The organism is Mycobacterium sp. IDUB_5 (genome assembly GCF_055419565.1).
Genome location: NZ_JBVAXX010000005.1, coordinates 423,380 through 439,985 on the forward strand (window position 1 = coordinate 423,380; position 16,606 = coordinate 439,985).

A 16,606-nucleotide genomic window follows, 5' to 3' on the forward strand; every position below is an offset into this window, starting at 1 on the left:
GATGTGCCGAATATGCGGGGTTAGTTCACGACGGTGATACCGAGCACGAAGTCGGTCTGCTCGAGCCCGTGGGTCTTGAGGTTGAGTTCTAACAGACCGGCGTACTCCAGGGCTCGTGCCATCGACAAGGGACCGGCGTCCAGGGGACGGAATCCCATGCTCTCGGCGAACGCCGACACTTCTGCTTTCGCCTGTGCGTCGTCGCCGGCAAGGAAGACGCTGAGCGGTCGATCCGCGGCCGGGGGAGTCGCGAGGATCTCGGCGAACACGGTGTTGAATCCTTTGACGATACGTGTATCTGCGGGAGCGGCTTTCGCGGTTTCTTGCGCACCGGAGCTGCCGTCGGGGGTGACGAGGCCCGACAGATCAGGGGCGAATGGGTTCGTGATGTCGACGAGGATCTTGCCGGCCAGTGCGTCGCCGAAGGCGCCGACCGCAGCTGCGGCGCTCGCGTAGGGCACGGCGAGAACCACGATGTCTCCTGCCGGGAGCTCACCGAATGTCCCGACGGTGGCGCCGCCGAGCGTGCCCGCCAACGCCTTCGCCTTCTCGGGATCACGCCCCAGGATCTCGACGGTGTTGCCGGCACGGAGTGCCCGTCCGGCCAGGGCGGTGGCCATGTGGCCCAGACCGATGATGCTGATGCTGCTCATACTGATTGCCTCAATCTCGATGATGTAGGTGTGGCGGGAAGGCCGGAAGGGGCCACCTTCTGCGCATCACAAGACTCGCTGCGCCGGACTCTGTTCGCGTCGGTAGACATCCCTTAATCAGAACTGGCTGACCCCGCCGTCGACGTAGACCTCTGAGCCCGTCATGAAGGAGCTGTCGTCGGAGGCGAGGAACGCGATCACGGTGGCGATCTCCTCAGGGCTGGCACGGCGCTTCATGGGCACGGTGGCGGTCAAATCGTCCAGAGCGTCGCCGGATTCGGAGAAGAGATCGGCCAGACCGGGTGTCTGGGTGAGTCCCGGGGCAATGACGTTGACGCGGATTCCGCGCTCGACGAGTTCTGCGGCCCAGCTGCGCGCCAGAGACCGGATCGCGGCCTTGGACGCCGCGTACACGCTCGCTCCCGGGGCCGCTTTCACGTCACCGTTGGAACCGCACAAGATGATCGACGCACCGTCACGCAGCAGGGGGAGCGTGGCCTGGACGGCGAAGGTCACTCCGCCGACGTTGGTGTCGAAGATCTTCCTGTGGTGCTCCCAGGTGAGAGCGCCCAGTGTCGCGAACTCGTTGATGCCCGCATTGGCGAACACGACGTCGAGACGGCGTCCAGTGGCATCGACGATGGCGGCGACACGATCCAGATCCGCAGGCACGGTCACATCGGCACGGATGGCGGTCGCCTGGGTGGTGCCGATGCCGGCGACGGCGTCGTCGAGGGCGTCCTGGCGCCGCCCGACGAGGAAGACATGAGCGCCCTCCTGCGCGAGTGCTCGCGCTGCGGCGAGCCCGATTCCGGATGTCGCTCCAGTCACGAGCGCGTTCTTCCCTGTCAGGCGGGGCATGATGATCCTCCAGTTTTGTACCGATCGGTTACAGCGCGACCATAGCAGTTTTGTACCGTTCGGTATGGGTGGCGCGTCGCGAGGCTAGAATCGGCGAATGGGCGCAGCGCAACGGCACGCTGGGGGCCGGCCGCGGGCCTTCGACACAACTGCGGCGCTCGATGCCGCGATCGAGGTGTTCTGGCGTCGCGGATACGAAGGGGCATCACTGGCGGAGCTCACCGAGGCCATGGGCATCAACAAGCCGAGCTTGTATGCCGTGTTCGGCAGCAAGGAAGAACTCTTCGCTCGCGCCCTCGAACGTTACGGACAGCGTTACCACGGGCACTTGAGTCAGTTGCTGTCTCAACCCCGCGCCTACGACATCCTCGAGTCCTATCTGCGCGACACCGCGACGGCGGTGCGGGCCGGCGACGCGCTGGGGTGCCTGTCCATCCAGGGCGGCATCTCCTGTGGCCCGAACAACGCACGGATACCGCAATTGCTCGCCGACTATCGACACGGAATCGAAGACGTCATTGCGAAAGCACTTGCCGCAGCGCAGGATGCGTCCGACATCGACCCCGCCTCGCTTGCCGGATTCGCCGTCACGATCGGACAGGGGCTCGCGGTGGATGCGGCCGGGGGAGTGTCGCAGCCCCGGCTCGACGCCGCTGTCGACGTGGCACTCAATGGCCTGGCGCTGTTACTCTGCCGCGGACCTGCTGATCCGAGTGGCCGCTGACGTAGACCCCCGGCGTGGCTCTCGACTATCGCGACCCGGCCCTAGCGTCGAGTCAAGCGCGCCGGGGGGGCGACGTGTTCCCCCCATGCGCGGGGACGCCTCGACAACACTGGCCACCATGACCACAGCGCGCGATGTCAATATCCACCATGGTCGGGCCTGGGTCGGCACGGATGTTGCGGTTCGCATCGGCTACACGGTCGTCACGCCGCCGGAACCCACCAAGACCGTGGTGCTTCTCCACGGTGCGCCCCAGACGCGATACGAGTGGCGCAAAGTGATGATGCCGTTGGCCGCCGCCGGCTACCGGGTGATCATGCCCGACTATCGCGGTGCCGGCGCGTCCGACAAACCTCGTGACGGCTACGACAAATGGACCATGGCCGGTGACATTCACGGTCTCGTGCGCGAGACCCTCGGCGTGGCCGAGCCTGTCTCCCTTGTCGGCCACGATCTCGGGTCGACTCTGGCTCTGGGTTACGCATTGCGGTATCGCGATGACGTCGCAAGCGTCACCTTCATGGAAGCTCCACTGCCGGGCACTGCCTACTACGACTGGCGCGTGACTCAGAAGTCGGCGTGGCAGTTCTCCTTTCACGCCAACCCCGACATCGCGGTGTACCTCACGCACGGACGTGAACGGTGGTACATCAACCGGTTCTTCGAGGAACTGACCTATCAACCGGATGCGATCTCGAACGACGACCTGGACGTGTACGCCCGGGCGTTCGAAGCTCCGGGTGCCATGCGCGCGATGTGTGAGACCTACCGAGAACTGGACCGCGATGCCGAGGACAATCGCGCAGCGCTGCGACAACACGGCAAGCTCGCTGTCCCGGTACTGGCCTCGGGAGGTGCTTCCGGGCCCCTGGGCAGCCACTTCCGAGCGATGTGTGAAGAGGTCGCCGATTCGGTGACCGAAAATCTCGTTCCAGACTGCGGCCATTGGGTTGCCGAGGAGCAGCCCGAGTACTTCACCAGGATGTTCTGCGAGTTCGACACCGCGGCCCGGGGGCTAGCCGGCTCATTCCCGCAGTGAGGGGGTGTAACGCTCCCCCCGAAAACCCCCGGATGGCTCTTAGCGTGGTCTCGGTGACGCAGATCCGGGCGGAAGTCCGAGGCGCTGCGAATCACGAAGAGACGCAGAGAAAGTGAGGAAGTCGCCATGGTGAAGATGAACCCGCAGACGATCAGAATCGCCGGAAAGGAGGTGTCGCGCTTGGGTTTCGGGTCGATGAGATTCACGGGCCGCGGAATCTGGGGTGAACCCCAAGACCGCGACGAGTGCATCGCCGTGGCCCGTCGGGCGGTCGACCTCGGCGTGCAGTTCATCGACACCGCCGACTCCTACGGACCGCACGTCGCGGAGCAGATCCTGCGCGAGGCCCTGCACCCGTACCCCGATGACGTCGTGATCGCGACGAAGGCGGGCCTGACGCGAAACGGACCCGATGTCATCGACACCGACTCTGGTCCGAAGCGCCTCGGCCCGGCGGCGTGGCCACCGGTCGGACGACCCGAATACCTGCGGCAGCAAGTACTGATGAGCATGCGCCGCTTGGGGGTCGATCAGATCGACCTACTGCAGCTGCACCGGGTCGATCCCAAAGTGCCGTTGGCAGACCAGATCGGTGAGCTCAAGGCGCTTCAGGATGAGGGCAAGATCCGTGACATCGGCATGTCGCAATGCACCGTGGAGCAGCTGGACGAGGCGCGAGAGATCACCGAGATCGTCAGCGTTCAAAGTAGATTCAACGTCATCGACCGCAGCGCCGACGACATCCTTGCAGTCTGCGAACGCGACGGTCTCGCCTTCATTCCGTGGGCGCCGGTGGCCCAGGGTGGCCTCGCCGCGGCTCACCAAGCTCTCGCCGACATCGCTCGGGCGCACCGATGCACGGTGGGCCAGGTGGCGATCGCGTGGTTGTTGCAGGCCTCACCGGTGATGCTCCCCATTCCCGGCACATCGCGTCGCGCCCACCTGGAAGAGAACCTGGCTGCCGCTGGCGTGCAGTTGACACCCGAAGAGATCGACCAACTCAGCGCTGCTACGCCGATGCGGTCTGCGTCGTGAGCGATTGCAGCAGGGCGACAGCGTCGGGAGACGGGCCGTTCTCGAGCGCACAGTAGACGAACAGGCGCTGATCGGGCGCATCGGCTACCTCGAGCGCCTCGAAGTGGAGGTGGAGTTCGCCGACCTGCGGATGGTGAAAAACCTTGTCCTCGCTGGCGCGCGGGCGAACGTCGTGGGTTGCCCATAGCTCCGCGAACGCCGAGCTGCGAGTGGAGATCTCATCGACCACCTCGGCCACACGGCGGTCGTTCGGGAACCGGGTCAGGCCAGAACGGAGGTTGCCGACGACCTGTGTCGCGACGTGGTGCCAATCTCTGTAGAAGTCTCCGGCCGCAGGGTCGAGAAACACCATGTGGGCCAAGTTGTCCGTGTCGCCGAAACCGCTGTACATGGCACGACCGGCCGCATTGATCGCAAGAATGTTGAGGCCGACATCGACGACGAATGCCGGCACTCTCAGGCCGGAATCGAGCAGAAGCCGGACCCCTGCCGACACGGCTGTCGCGCGAGCCGGCATCGCGTCAGGGATGGGATGGACAAGCGAGATGAGGTAGGCAGTCGCATGGGCATCGAGCAGCAGCGCTCGCGCGAGGGCACGGAGCACTTGTAGCGACGGCCGGTGCTCGCGGCCTTGTTCGAGCCTTCGGTAGTAGTCGGTGCTCAGTCCGGCGAGGAGCGCCAGCTCCTCTCGCCGCAGGCCCGGAACTCGTCGACCGTCGCCGGGGACGAGGCCGGCGGCCTGGGGCGTGACCGCTTCGCGCCTCGCCCGCAAGAACGACGAAAGCTCCGCCGATCGATCTGCCATGGAGTCATCCTGCGCCGCCACCCTGGAGCTGGCAAGGCGGCACCCGTCTTCAGCGAGCGACCCAGTTCCACACCGACATGTCGCCCTTGGGGTAGTTCATGCAGACATCGGTGGCGTGGGCGACGACGCCCTTGTTGTTGAAGAAGATCTTGGCCCAGTTGCCCCACCGTGTGGCGACCTGCTCGTAATACACGTTGGTCGCGGTGTCTTCGGAGTACTGGCGACGTCCGACCGGATCGAGCGAGAAGAACCAGTGGATGCGATCGAAGGCCATCTGCTGGATGTCGGCCGGCCGGTTGCTCCGGTCGATCATGTACCGCTCGAAGTACACAGGGCTGGTGTCGCGCGCCGCGGCCAGGTACTGCTCGACGTCGCAAGTGGTGTGGATGATGCGACTCGGAATCGGATAGTCATCGGTGGAATCAGCGAGAGCCCTCGGCGCAGCCAACGCCGCCACCATCGCCGCTGCCAGGATCAACATCACTGCCCGCATCACCCATCGGAGGTCCCGCGCGCTCGTTACAGCGTGATCAGTGTCTCTCACACCGTCACCTCCCGCGCGACGCGTGGCCAGGGTTTCGGCTTGGGCCGCGGGCGCACATGTGTCGGCCACCAGAACCACTTGCCCATCAGCGCCGCGATCGACGGGGTCATCAGCGACCGCACGATCAGGGTGTCGAAGAGCAGGCCCATACCGATGGTGCTGCCCACCTGTCCGATGACGATCATGTCGCTGACGATCATGCCGATCATCGTGAACGCGAAGACGAATCCAGCTGCAGTGACGACGGATCCGGTGCCGGCCATCGACCGGATGATGCCGGTCTTCACCCCGGCATGGATCTCCTCCTTCATGCGTGACACCAGCAGGAGGTTGTAGTCCGCCCCGACCGCGAGCAGAACGATCACCGTCATCGGCAGCACCATCCAACTCAGAGGGATACCGATGATGTGTTGCCACACCAGGACTGACAGCCCGAACGAGGTGCCCAGACTCAAGACGACGGTGCCGACGATGACGGCAGCCGCCGCCACGGCCCGGGTGAGGATCACCATGATCAGGAAGATCAGGATCAGCGAAGCGACGGCAGCGATCAGCAAGTCGTAGTTGGCACCCTGCTGCATGTCCTTGTACATCGCCGCGCTGCCACCGACATAGACCGTCGACCCTTCCAACGGAGTGCCCTTGATGGCGTCCGCGGCGGCGACGCGCATCGGCTCGATGCGTGCCGTGCCGACCTCGGTCAGGGGGTCACCTTGATGGAAGACGGTGAATCGCACTGCTTTTCCATCCGGCGACATCATGAGTTTCATACCGCGCTGGAAATCCGCGGTCTGAAAGGCTTCCGGCGGCAGGTAGAAGGTGTCGTCGTTGCGTGCGGTGTCGTACGCCTCGCCCATCGCCGTGCTGTCCTCCTGCATGGCGATGTTCTGATCCTGCTGCATCTTCTGCGCCTGGTACTGGTTGAGCATCATCTGCTTCTGGTTCTTCATCGTCTGGATCATCGCCGGCATCAGAGCGGCCATCTGCGGCGTCAGCTGCGCCATCCGCTCGATGTCGGGGACCAGTTCGCTGAAGTCGTCGGACATCGTGCTGATGCCGTCGAGGCTGTCGAAGATCGACCGCAGAGCCCAGCACATCGGGATGTCGTAGCAGTGCGGCTCCCAGTAGAAGTAGTTGCGCAACGGCCGGAACTGGTCGTCGAAATCAGCCAGATGGTCCCGGACTTCGTTGAGGTTGGCAGACGTGTCCTTCATCTTGTCGGCCATCCGGCGCGTCACATCGGCGAGCTCCAGCGTGATGCCCTGCATCTTGGTCATCGAATCGATGGTCACCTGCATCTCGTTGGCCTGCTGCAGGGTGTTGTCCAGAACCTTCTGCTGGAAATCGTTGTTCATGATCTGGCCGTTGCCACTCTGGCTCACTGTGTAGGCGAGCGAAGCGTGCTTGATCGGCTTGCCGTCCGGGCGGGTGATCGTGGTGACTGACGCGACACCATGCACGCCGACAAGCGCTTTGGCGATCTTCTCGATGACCAGGAAGTCTGCCGGATTGCGCATGTCGTGATCAGCTTCGACCATCACCAGATCGGGGTTCATCTTGGCGTCGGAGAAATGCCGGTCAGCAGCGGCGTAACCGATGTTGGCGGGCACGTCACCGGGCAGGTAGATCCGATCGTTGTAGGTGGTGTGGTACCCGGGCAGTGCCAGCAGGCCGACCAGGCACGTCACCATCGCCATGATGAGGATGGCGCCCGGCCAGCGGACCGTGGCTGCACCGAGCCGGCGCCAGCCCCTGGCACGTCCTTTGCCTTTGGGGTCCAGCACTTTTCCGAAGCGGGTCACGATCGATATCAGCGCTGGGCCTAGTGTGAGTGCGGCCGCGACCACGATAGACATGCCGACCGCCAGCGGGATGCCCATGCTCTGGAAGTACGGCAACCGGGTGAAGTGCAGGCACAGTGTCGCGCCGGCGATCGTCATGCCGGATGCGAGCACCACGTGGGCGGTGCCGTGGAACATGTCGTAGTAGGCGGACTCTTTGTCCATGCCGGAACGGCGGGCTTCCTGATATCGGCCGATCAGGAAGATCGCGTAATCGGTCGCGGCGGCGATGGCCAGCGTCACCACCATGCTCGTCGCGAAGGTGGTCAGTCCGAAGACGTCATGGAACCCGAGGAAGGACACGATGCCGCGCGCCGACAGCAGTCCGACGATGACCATCGACATCGTGACCAGCATCGTGACGACCGACCGGTAGACGATCAGCAGCATCACGATGATGATGCCTATCGTCACGCCCTCGATGGTTTTCATGCTGGCGTCGCCGACGATGTTCTGGTCGGTGGTCAGCGCAGCAGGCCCGGTGACGTACGCCTTGACGCCCGGCGGTGCCTGCGTCTGGTCGACGATGTCGCGAACGGCCTGCACCGACTCGTTCGCCAGCGCCTCGCCCTGATCACCGGCGATGTAGACCTGCACATAGGACGCTTTGCCGTCGATGCTCTGAGCGCCTGCGGCGGTGAGCGTGTCGCCCCAGAAGTCCTGCACGTGCTGCACATGGGTGGAATCGGCGTCGAGCTTACGGACGATCTCGTCGTAATAGGTGTGTGCATCCGGACCCAGCTTGTTGTCGCCCTCCAGGACGATCATCACCGAACTGCTGGTGTCGTACTCCTCGAACTTCTGGCCCACGTGCTTGGTCGCGATCAGCGAGGGTGCATCGTTGGGGCTCATCGAGACGGCGCGGAGCTTGCCGACCTCCTCGAGCTGCGGCACGACGGTGTTGAGCAAGCCGACGATGGCGATCCAGCCCAGCACGATGGGGATGGCGAACATCCGGATGACACGTGGCAGCACCGGGCGCTTGACGGCCGCGTGCCGAGGCAGGACATCGGTGCGCGCCTCGTCGGTATCCGTATCCGTTGTCATGCGGCCTTGACCAGGCAGTAGGTGGCGGCGTTCATGCCGTCGGCCGTCCTTTCGTCTTTGACCTCGTCGTCGACCGTGACGCGGCAGGTGATGGAGTGACCGTCGCCCTGGGCCATGATGTTGGGCATCACGGATGGCAACGTCGTCTCGAGCCGCAGGCTCCACGGCAGACTCACATCGCCCGTGCGCTGCGGCTTCCCGTCGAGATCGGCGTAGCTGATCTTCGCGGAGGATCCGGTGCCGAAGACTTCGTAGACGACGACCTTGGGGTTGAAGTTCTCGGCGGTGTCGGCGTCGATGGGCGTGACAACCGCGCCATGGGATCCGAAGACAGAGCGGAGGTTCGAAACCGCCAGCCCGCCGACGACCACCGCGACGACGATCAGGACGGGCAACCAGACCCGTTTGACGACGGTGATCACCTGCGGCTCACCAAATTTGGGCGCGCGAGTACTGCAGGCAAGGTCATGCCTTTCAGGTGGGGGATACCGCGAGCCGCCAGCTGGCCAGCGATCTTGGTTAGGAAATCTAAGACCACAAATGGATAGAGTCAATCCGGTTGTGGTGTTTTAGTAAGGGAAGTCACTAAACTGGCGTCCGTGATTGACAAAACAGGCGGTGGCCTGCGCAAGGATGCCGAACGCAACCGGCGACGCATCCTCGAGGCCGCGCGCGACCTGTGCGCGACGCGCGGGCTCGACGCGACGCTCAACGAGGTGGCCCACCATGCGGGTCTCGGTGTCGGAACGGTGTATCGGCGATTCGCCACCAAAGAGGAGTTGTTCGAAGCGATCTTCGAGGACGGCATCGATCAGCTCGTCGCGCTCGCCGAAACTGCCCTGCAGTCCGAGAATTCCTGGGAGGGGCTGTCCTGGTGGATGTGGAAGATGTGCGAAATGACCGCGACGGACCGCGGCCTGCGAGAGATCGCATTCAGCCGCGCGTACTGCGGGGGACGTGTGGATGCCGGGCGCACCCGACTGCACCCGCCCGTGGGGGAGCTCGTGGAAAGGGCCAAGCGCGATGGACATCTGCGGCCTGAGGTGTCGGCTACCGATATGCCGTTGTGCGGATTGATGGCAGGCGCAGTGAGTGAATATGCGGGCGGAGTGTCGCCGGATCTGTGGCGGCGATACGTCGGGGTGCTGCTGCAGGGGTTGAGGCGCCAGCCTGGACAGACGCCGCTGTCGGTGGCTCCGCTGAGTGAGGACGAAATAGAGGCAGCAATGACGGCGTGGCAGCCGGGAGCAGGGCAGGCGTAGGGGAGTGAGTCACCCGGGCCGGCGTTGGACACACCAACGCCCGGCCCGGGCGTTGCGACACGAGTGCGAATGGAGCTACAAAACCCTCACCTCATGGGCGCCAGAGACGAAAGGGCATCCCCGGACCGCCGCCCACGGGTCCGATCGCAGGTCCCATTCCCATCCCCGGCCCCGGCCCGAGTCCCAGTCCTGGCCCTGGAGCCGGGGGCGGCGGCCCCTGGCAGGGCAGCAACGGTAGGCAGATGCCCGGGGCCCCAAATGGCGCTGCACTGGCGCTTGCGGCCAGTCCGAGTCCGGTGACTGCCAGGCCCGCACAGACGGCGGTCGAACCCAACAGCAACCGGGTCCTGGGGTGTCGTGCTTTCATTCGTCCTCCAACTGTTCTCGGTGTTGTGTGCACGTTTGACGCTAAGTCCGGTAGGTGGGCATGAGCTGTGTTGAGTGTGTGCTGTCGGTAGATGTCGTTGCGAAACAACATCTTCGACGTTCATCAGAATCTGACAGCCAGAAATCGCTCTGCGGTGCGATGCGGCTACGAAGGCTAGGATCGCTGCGAAACGGAGGAGAGCGCGCTCATCCGGAAGGGCGCCGACCGTCTCAATGCCGAGCTCGTCGTGCCGAGCACCCGGCAGTCGCTACCCCTCAGCCGCGCAGCGGTTCAGTCAGGTCGTAGAGCATCACGCCGTCGACGGTGACCGTCGCGAAGTTCTGCTTGACCCAGTCCTTGATGCGGGTGGCCTGATTGTCTCGGTCGGCGCCCGGCGGACGCGGCGCATCCTGATCGGATCCGAATCCCATTGCAGAAATTCTCGATTCGATGTAGTAATGCACCTCGCCGTCAGCGACATACCGCTGGAACTGCTCGAGCGTCGGAGCAGGGTCACCCGAGCTGAACCCGCCGAGTGCCATTACGGGACGATCGGTGGCGAGCTGATAGTAGGCGGCATCTGTGGATCCGGACACCGCTGCCACCCAGGTGTAGTCATCGGCATCGGCGAGCAGGGTGCTCACCGTGGCATCGGAGACCGTGATCTCGGACATCGGTCCCGGTCCGCCGTTCTTCCCAGCGAAATCGTCGCCGGCGATCGCCGGTCCGGCAGTGACGATGCCACCGGTGTGGGAGGTGCTGACGGTCTGAATGGAGTACGACAGCGGTCCGGCCAGCGCCACCACGATCCCGAGCGCCGCCGCCCACGTCTGCAACCGAGGGCGATACGCGTTCGGCAGGGCAGTGACCACCAGCGCCGCTGCGACGATGACGCTCAGTGCGAGGATCACCCAGCGTAGCCACGGAACGAAGTCCGGGGTTCGATTGAGCAAGACCCACGACCAGCCTCCTGTGCCGGCGACTGCCAGCGCGAGAACCGTTACCGCCCAGACGTTGTGGCGTCGTTGCCACACATCGACGGTCCCAATGCCGACGAGTGCAGCGACAGCGGGGGAGAGCGCCACCGTGTAGTAGTCGTGAAACAGACCCGACATGAAGCTGAAGACCCCGGCGGTGCCGACGAGCCAGCCGCCCCACATCAGATATTGGGCGCGGTTGAGGTCGGTGCGCCGCCGGCGTCCGTAGACCACCAGTCCGGCGACCAGCAAGAGGAGCGCGGCGGGAAGTAGCCAGGAAATTTGTGCGCCGGATTCGCCGGTGAACAGCCGGGTGATTCCGGGAGTGCTGAAGAAGTTGCCGCCACCGCCAGGCATCTCGGTCATATCCGCCGGCGGGTGCATTCCACCACCGAGACCGTTGTTGTCACTGCCGAGTAGTCGGCCAAAGCCGTTGTACCCGAATGTCAGGTCCAGAAAGCTGTTGTTCTCCGAGCCACCGATATAGGGCCGGCTGTCGGTCGGCCAGACCTCGACAAGCAACACCCACCAACCGGCGGCGACGAGCATGGAGCCGAGTCCGGCGATCAACTGCGCCAGGCGGATACGGAGTCGCGGCGGTCCAGCGAGGAGGTAGGTCAGTGCGAGGCCCGGCATGACGAGCAGAACCTGCAGCTGTTTGGTCAAGAAGCCGAGCCCCAGTAGCGCTCCGCACAGCACCATCCAGCGGGTGCGGCCATCGGAAACCGCACGCATCGTCGCCCACACGGCGGCGACCATCAGGAAGACCAGCAGTGCGTCGGGGTTGTCGTAGCGGAACATCAACGTGGCCACTGGTGTCAGAGCGAGTGCAGCGCCGCCGATCAGACCTGCGGCCGGCCCGAACTGCTTCTTCACGATGACGTACAGCAGCGCGACCGAGGCCACTCCGAGCAACACCTGCGGCAGCTGGATCGACCACGTGTTGAGGCCGAAGATGCGAGCCGAGATTTCCATCGGCCACAGGGAGGCCGGCGGTTTGTCGACGGTGATGAGGTTGGCCGCGTCCGAGGAGCCGAAGAGAAATGCCTTCCAGCTCGTGGTTCCGGCCTGAACGGCCGCCGAGTAGAACGCGTTGGCCCAGCCATTCCGGCTCAGCCCGAAACTCCAGAACGCGGCGGTCGCGATCAGCACGGCGAACAGCGCCGGGCGTGCCCAACGGGGATCTGACTGTGGTTCGTCGGTCGTGGTTGAGCAGGGGCGGTGCGCCGTGGCGGCAGTGCTGGTCAAGGTGATCGTCTCGCTTCGGGGGTGTCGTGATTCGTGCTGGGTCAGTCGCGGTTGGGGTGGAACACCCAGCCACGCAGGAGGGCGAAGCGCAGCACGGTGGCCGTGAGGTTGGCGACCACAAGCACCGCGAGTTCCAGCCGGTGCGGAGTCGGCGCGACCAAGCTGTGGACGGCAGACAACGAGCCGCTGGTGACGGCCAGGGCGAGCGCGAACACGGCGAGGCCTTCCAGGTGATGCCGCAGTGCGCCTTCATTACCGCGGACGCCGAAGGTGAAGCGGCGATTTGCCGCAGTGTTACCGATCGCGGTGATCAGCAGGGCGACCAGGTTGGCGGCCTGGGAGCCGATGCTGGCGTGCAGGCCTGCGAAGATGATCAGGTAGGCCAGGGTCGAGATGATGCCGACGCTGGCGAACCGGACACCTTGGCGCAGCAGACTACGGGGTGCCGCGGCCCGTCCGGAACCGAGCTGTGCAGCGATGTTGCGTACCGGAATCGAACCGTTGCCAAAGCCTTTCAGCAGCCGGCCGATGCCTTTGAGATCGGCGGTTGCAGTGGCGACGATGTCGACACGGCTGTCGGGATCGTCGACCCAGTCCACCGGCACTTCGTGGATGCGCAAACCGGTGCGCTCGGCCAGCACGAGGATCTCGGTGTCGAAGAACCAGCCGGTGTCGACGACGTGGGGCAGTAGCGTATGAGCGACGTCGGCGCGGATCGCTTTGAACCCACACTGGGCGTCGGAGAACTTCGCCGACAACGTCGAGCGCAGGATCAGGTTGTAGCAGCGGGAGATGACCTCTCGCTTGGCGCCGCGGACGACGCGCGAGCTCCGGGCGAGCCGGGTGCCGATCGCCAGGTCGGAATGTCCGGAGATCAGCGGGGCCAGCAGCGGCTGCAGAGCGGCCAGGTCGGTGGAGAGATCGACATCCATGTAAGCCAGCACGGGGGAGTCAGAGCGCGACCACACGGTGTGCAGCGCACGTCCACGTCCCTTCTGCTCCAGTCGCACGTGGCGCACACCGTCGAGTTCGTCGGCCAATTCTGCCGCAATGCGCGGGGTGTCGTCGATACTGGCGTTGTCGGCGATGGTGATCCGCACGGGCATCGACAGCGTCTCGGCGACGTAGCGGTGCAGGCGGCGGATTGAACCGGCCAAAGCGGTCTGCTCGTTGTAGACCGGCACGACGATGTCGACGACGGGAACACCGCGTTCCTGTGCCTCCAGGACGGCGTTGGGCCGCGCTGCGGCTGTTGAGCTGACGATCGAGTCAAGCAGGCTCCGTGTCATGTTCTCAGCGTGAGGCAGCACACTGGGTGCCGCATTGGTCGAACCTATGCGGTTTCTATGAGCCAGAACGTGGACGCTGACCAGCAAGCACGGCCTGCAGTGCGTTGGCGCCCGTCGAGAACCCAGGCGATGTGTCCGAATCGCTCCGCGGCACGTTGCATCAGGCGAGCCCGCTGTGTCGGGTCGTCGACATCAGCGGCGATCGCCAATACTTGAGAGGCACTCGTTCCCAACAGAACTCGGGTCAAGGAGGTGGCGTGTCGAGCGGTGACCACGGCACGCCGACCGCTGGCCAGCAGCTCGCGCGCCAACTCGTAGCCTGCATCGCAATCTGCATGGATGATCAACACCACGTCATCGCCAGCCAGGATAGGCCGGCTTCGCGGCCGGTTGTTCGTCATAGAACCCATGAAACCGAGGTCCGATGAGTGTTGCCTATGGCTTGACTGTGGATTGGCATCATCAGTTCGCTTCTCGCTTATCGCTTCTCGCCATCACACAGCTCTTACGGGAGAGAACAACAGATGAGGCATGACTCGACGGAGTGATTCCATGTGCGCCTTCGTGCGTGCGGGCGCGGCCCCGCGCCTTCACGCCGCACCCTTTATTCGGCGGTGGGGTGTCGCCTAGTGCAGGATCGCCCGGGCCGCACGCTCGGCGATCAGCATCACCGGGGCGTTGGTGTTGCCGGAGGTGATCGTGGGCATCGCCGAAGCATCGATGACCCGAAGGCCGGCAACGCGGTAGACGCGGCAGTCGGTGTCCAGGACCGTGGCAGGCGAGCGCGGCACACCGCGTTCATCGAATGCACCCATCGCGCAGGTGCCCACCGGATGAAAGATCGTGGTTCCCAATTCACTGGCCGCAGCTTGAAGGTCGTCGTCGCTGACCAGGTGCGGACCGGGAAGCACCTCTTCCGGCCGGTAGCGGGCGAGTGCCGGGGACGCCATGATCTCTCGGGTCATCCGCAGTCCACGCACGGCGACGTCGCGGTCGACGTCGGTGGACAGATAGTTGCACGAGATCTTCGGGTAGGTCAGCGGATCCGCATCGGCCAGCCGTACGTGGCCACGCGAGGTGGGCCGCAAATTGCAGACCGACGGAGTGATGGCGCCGTACGGGTGCAGGGGTTCGCCGAACTTCGGCAGGGACAAGGGCTGCACATGCCACTCCAGATCGGGACTGGCCATTTCGGGATCGCTCGTGGCGAACGCGCCCAGGGTGGACGGAGGCATCGTCAAGGGCCCTGACCGCATGAGTAGGTACTGAATCCCCATGCCCGCCCGGGTGAACCAGTTTCGGTACAGCGTGTTGACGGTGCGGGCCTTCTGGACGCGGTAGACGGAGCGAATCTGTAGGTGGTCCTGGAGATTCTCACCGACCCCGGGCAGGTCGACGACCACCGGCACGTCGTGCCGGGCGAGCAGCTCGGCGGGACCCAGCCCTGAAACCTGCATCAGGTGAGGCGAACCGATGGCCCCGGCACTGAGGATCACCTCGCGGCGGGCTCGGACGTCGACGATCTGGCCGTCTCTGAGCAACCTCAGACCGGTGGCGCGGTGGTGCGCGGTGGTCCAGGCACCGCGCCGCTGCTCGTCTCCGACCTGACCGTCCATCAGCACCTGCAGTGCCTGGGTCTGGGTGTAGACGGTCAGATTGTGGCGGTGGGCGATGGGGTGCAGGAACGCGTCTGCCATCGACCATCGCCGGCCGCGCCGTTGATTGACGTGGAAATACGCGCTGCCGGAGTTGTCACCGCGGTTGAATTCCTCGATCGGCTCGATGCCCGATTGGGCGGCGGCGGCCTGCCAGGCGTCCAGGATCTTCCAGCGAACGCGTGGCCGCTCGACGCGGATCTCGCCGTCCGCCCCATGCCAGTCGTCGGCTCCGTCGAAGTAGTTCTCCAGCTCCTTGTAGATCTGGAGTGTGTCACCGGGGCCGCCTGGGCCGCCCCAGAGCCACCGCTCATCCCCAGTAGCGTGCGCCCACAATTCGTAATCGCTTGCCTGGCCGCGCATGTGGATCATGGCGTTGATCGACGAGCAGCCGCCGATGACGCGGCCGCGCGCGTAGATGATGCTGCGGCCGGCCAGACCTGGATCGGGCTCAGTGGTGAAGCACCAGTCAGTGCGGGGGTTGGCGATCGTGTACAGGTATCCCACGGGGACCTTGATCCAGAACCAATCGTCGTTCCCCCCGGCCTCCACCAACAGCACGCGGTGATCGGGGTTGGCGCTGAGCCGATTGGCGAGCAGGCAACCGGCACTGCCCGCTCCCACGATGACGTAGTCGAATTCGGCCACCGGGTGGGTTTCTGGCACCGTTCCTCCATTGCGCTTCATTGCAGGTCCTAGTCTGCGCGATGTCTATGTGCGGTGCGATCGCTGGGTGGTGATCACCACTATCGCCTCGGCCGCTCCGTCGACCGCGGCGAACCGGTGGCGCCGATCGCTCGACCAACTCAGTGTCGATCCCTCCTCGATCACGGTCTCCTCGCCGACGGGTCCGGCCAGCACCCGTCCGTCGACCACAGTGAGATGTTCGCGGGTTCCCTCGCCGTGGGATGGAGAGACGTGGTCCGCGCCGGCGGGGAACTCCAGTCGGAACACCTCGACGGTGACCCGGGCCAGATGCCGCACGGACAGCAATACCGTCCGCATTCCACCGTCTGCGGTTGAGCGGGCGCCGGGCGTCTCGCCGACGAGCGCGGTCAGAGGTACGTCCAGTGGTGCGCACAGCGCATAGAGGGTCTCGACCGTCGGATTGCGTTTTCCTGCTTCGATTTCCGACAGCGAGCCCTTGCCGACCCCGGCACGCCGCGCGAGTTCGGACAGGGTGAGTCCTCGCTCGGACCGAAGCTCACGAATTCGGCGGCCGACATCTCCAGCATTCATCCAGCCATGCTACGTTCTGT

15 protein-coding genes are annotated in these 16,606 nt (G+C 64.7%); 4 read left to right on the top strand and 11 right to left on the bottom strand.

Annotated features, from left to right (window positions below; genetic code table 11):
- Positions 1 to 20: 20 nt before the first annotated feature.
- Together ACZY1G_RS18810 and ACZY1G_RS18815 are read right to left on the bottom strand one after the other, a co-directional pair.
- Entirely contained in the window at positions 21 to 653 is a 633-nt protein-coding gene (locus ACZY1G_RS18810) for an NADPH-dependent F420 reductase (RefSeq protein ID WP_463816235.1), read from the bottom strand.
- 117 nt (positions 654 to 770) lie between these two features.
- A complete protein-coding gene (locus ACZY1G_RS18815) occupies positions 771 to 1,514 on the bottom strand; it encodes an SDR family NAD(P)-dependent oxidoreductase (protein ID WP_463816236.1) in 744 nt (247 codons plus the stop codon).
- Positions 1,515 to 1,611: 97 nt separating this feature from the next.
- Here ACZY1G_RS18815 and ACZY1G_RS18820 point away from each other — a divergent pair, with 97 nt between their 5' ends.
- The 3 genes from ACZY1G_RS18820 to ACZY1G_RS18830 all read left to right on the top strand — a co-directional run bounded on the left by ACZY1G_RS18820 (position 1,612) and on the right by ACZY1G_RS18830 (position 4,312).
- Entirely contained in the window at positions 1,612 to 2,238 is a 627-nt protein-coding gene (locus tag ACZY1G_RS18820) for a TetR/AcrR family transcriptional regulator (RefSeq protein ID WP_463823276.1), read from the top strand.
- Positions 2,239 to 2,356: 118 nt separating this feature from the next.
- The gene (locus ACZY1G_RS18825; protein WP_463816238.1) at positions 2,357 to 3,277 is read left to right on the top strand and encodes an alpha/beta fold hydrolase; all 921 of its coding nucleotides are present in this window, start codon (positions 2,357 to 2,359) and stop codon (positions 3,275 to 3,277) included.
- A gap of 126 nt (positions 3,278 to 3,403) precedes the next feature.
- The gene (locus tag ACZY1G_RS18830) at positions 3,404 to 4,312 is read left to right on the top strand and encodes an aldo/keto reductase (RefSeq protein ID WP_463823277.1); all 909 of its coding nucleotides are present in this window, start codon (positions 3,404 to 3,406) and stop codon (positions 4,310 to 4,312) included.
- Here the strand turns inward: ACZY1G_RS18830 and ACZY1G_RS18835 are convergent.
- The 4 genes from ACZY1G_RS18835 to ACZY1G_RS18850 are packed head-to-tail and all read right to left on the bottom strand — an operon-like array spanning position 4,287 to position 8,971.
- Positions 4,287 to 5,138, bottom strand: a complete 852-nt coding sequence (locus ACZY1G_RS18835) for a helix-turn-helix domain-containing protein (RefSeq protein ID WP_463823278.1) — start codon at positions 5,136 to 5,138, stop codon at positions 4,287 to 4,289. The two genes, ACZY1G_RS18830 and ACZY1G_RS18835, sit on opposite strands and share 26 nt — an antisense overlap.
- 28 nt (positions 5,139 to 5,166) lie before the next feature.
- On the bottom strand, positions 5,167 to 5,610 hold the full coding sequence (locus ACZY1G_RS18840; RefSeq protein WP_463816513.1) for a DUF5078 domain-containing protein: 444 nt from the start codon (positions 5,608 to 5,610) through the stop codon (positions 5,167 to 5,169).
- Positions 5,611 to 5,657: 47 nt separating this feature from the next.
- Positions 5,658 to 8,549 carry an MMPL/RND family transporter gene (locus ACZY1G_RS18845; protein ID WP_463816241.1) on the bottom strand — a complete coding sequence of 964 codons (2,892 nt, stop codon included), beginning with the start codon at positions 8,547 to 8,549 and terminating at the stop codon, positions 5,658 to 5,660.
- Positions 8,546 to 8,971, bottom strand: coding sequence for an MmpS family transport accessory protein (locus tag ACZY1G_RS18850; protein ID WP_463823279.1), 426 nt, complete (start codon positions 8,969 to 8,971; stop codon positions 8,546 to 8,548). The genes ACZY1G_RS18845 and ACZY1G_RS18850 overlap by 4 nt, the downstream gene beginning before the upstream one ends.
- A 177-nt stretch (positions 8,972 to 9,148) precedes the next feature.
- On the opposite strand from ACZY1G_RS18850, the gene ACZY1G_RS18855 reads away from it, so the two are divergent.
- A complete protein-coding gene (locus ACZY1G_RS18855; protein ID WP_463823280.1) occupies positions 9,149 to 9,811 on the top strand; it encodes a TetR/AcrR family transcriptional regulator in 663 nt (220 codons plus the stop codon).
- 642 nt (positions 9,812 to 10,453) lie between these two features.
- On the opposite strand, the gene ACZY1G_RS18860 is transcribed toward ACZY1G_RS18855, so the two are convergent.
- From ACZY1G_RS18860 to ACZY1G_RS18880, 5 genes are all read right to left on the bottom strand, one after another.
- Positions 10,454 to 12,307 (bottom strand): ArnT family glycosyltransferase, encoded by a 1,854-nt coding sequence (locus ACZY1G_RS18860; RefSeq protein WP_463823281.1) that lies wholly within the window; start codon positions 12,305 to 12,307, stop codon positions 10,454 to 10,456.
- 137 nt (positions 12,308 to 12,444) lie between these two features.
- Complete coding sequence (locus tag ACZY1G_RS18865) at positions 12,445 to 13,692, bottom strand: glycosyltransferase (RefSeq protein ID WP_463823282.1); 1,248 nt, start codon at positions 13,690 to 13,692, stop codon at positions 12,445 to 12,447.
- A gap of 44 nt (positions 13,693 to 13,736) precedes the next feature.
- Complete coding sequence (locus ACZY1G_RS18870; protein WP_463823284.1) at positions 13,737 to 14,102, bottom strand: SDR family NAD(P)-dependent oxidoreductase; 366 nt, start codon at positions 14,100 to 14,102, stop codon at positions 13,737 to 13,739.
- A gap of 216 nt (positions 14,103 to 14,318) precedes the next feature.
- Positions 14,319 to 15,995 carry a GMC family oxidoreductase gene (locus ACZY1G_RS18875; RefSeq protein WP_463823414.1) on the bottom strand — a complete coding sequence of 559 codons (1,677 nt, stop codon included), beginning with the start codon at positions 15,993 to 15,995 and terminating at the stop codon, positions 14,319 to 14,321.
- Between the two features lie 63 nt (positions 15,996 to 16,058).
- Positions 16,059 to 16,586 (bottom strand): helix-turn-helix domain-containing protein, encoded by a 528-nt coding sequence (locus tag ACZY1G_RS18880; protein WP_463823285.1) that lies wholly within the window; start codon positions 16,584 to 16,586, stop codon positions 16,059 to 16,061.
- Positions 16,587 to 16,606: the final 20 nt, after the last annotated feature.

What these genes read in the sequence shown, in the direction of transcription:
- ACZY1G_RS18810 (WP_463816235.1), bottom strand. Translation starts at nt 653, where the DNA reads ATGAGCAGCATCAGCATCATCGGTCTGGGCCACATGGCCACCGCCCTG.
- ACZY1G_RS18815 (WP_463816236.1), bottom strand. Translation starts at nt 1,514, where the DNA reads ATGCCCCGCCTGACAGGGAAGAACGCGCTCGTGACTGGAGCGACATCC.
- ACZY1G_RS18820 (WP_463823276.1), top strand. Translation starts at nt 1,612, where the DNA reads ATGGGCGCAGCGCAACGGCACGCTGGGGGCCGGCCGCGGGCCTTCGAC.
- ACZY1G_RS18825 (WP_463816238.1), top strand. Translation starts at nt 2,357, where the DNA reads ATGACCACAGCGCGCGATGTCAATATCCACCATGGTCGGGCCTGGGTC.
- ACZY1G_RS18830 (WP_463823277.1), top strand. Translation starts at nt 3,404, where the DNA reads ATGGTGAAGATGAACCCGCAGACGATCAGAATCGCCGGAAAGGAGGTG.
- ACZY1G_RS18840 (WP_463816513.1), bottom strand. Translation starts at nt 5,610, where the DNA reads ATGCGGGCAGTGATGTTGATCCTGGCAGCGGCGATGGTGGCGGCGTTG.
- ACZY1G_RS18845 (WP_463816241.1), bottom strand. Translation starts at nt 8,549, where the DNA reads ATGACAACGGATACGGATACCGACGAGGCGCGCACCGATGTCCTGCCT.
- ACZY1G_RS18865 (WP_463823282.1), bottom strand. Translation starts at nt 13,692, where the DNA reads ATGACACGGAGCCTGCTTGACTCGATCGTCAGCTCAACAGCCGCAGCG.
- ACZY1G_RS18870 (WP_463823284.1), bottom strand. Translation starts at nt 14,102, where the DNA reads ATGGGTTCTATGACGAACAACCGGCCGCGAAGCCGGCCTATCCTGGCT.
- ACZY1G_RS18880 (WP_463823285.1), bottom strand. Translation starts at nt 16,586, where the DNA reads ATGAATGCTGGAGATGTCGGCCGCCGAATTCGTGAGCTTCGGTCCGAG.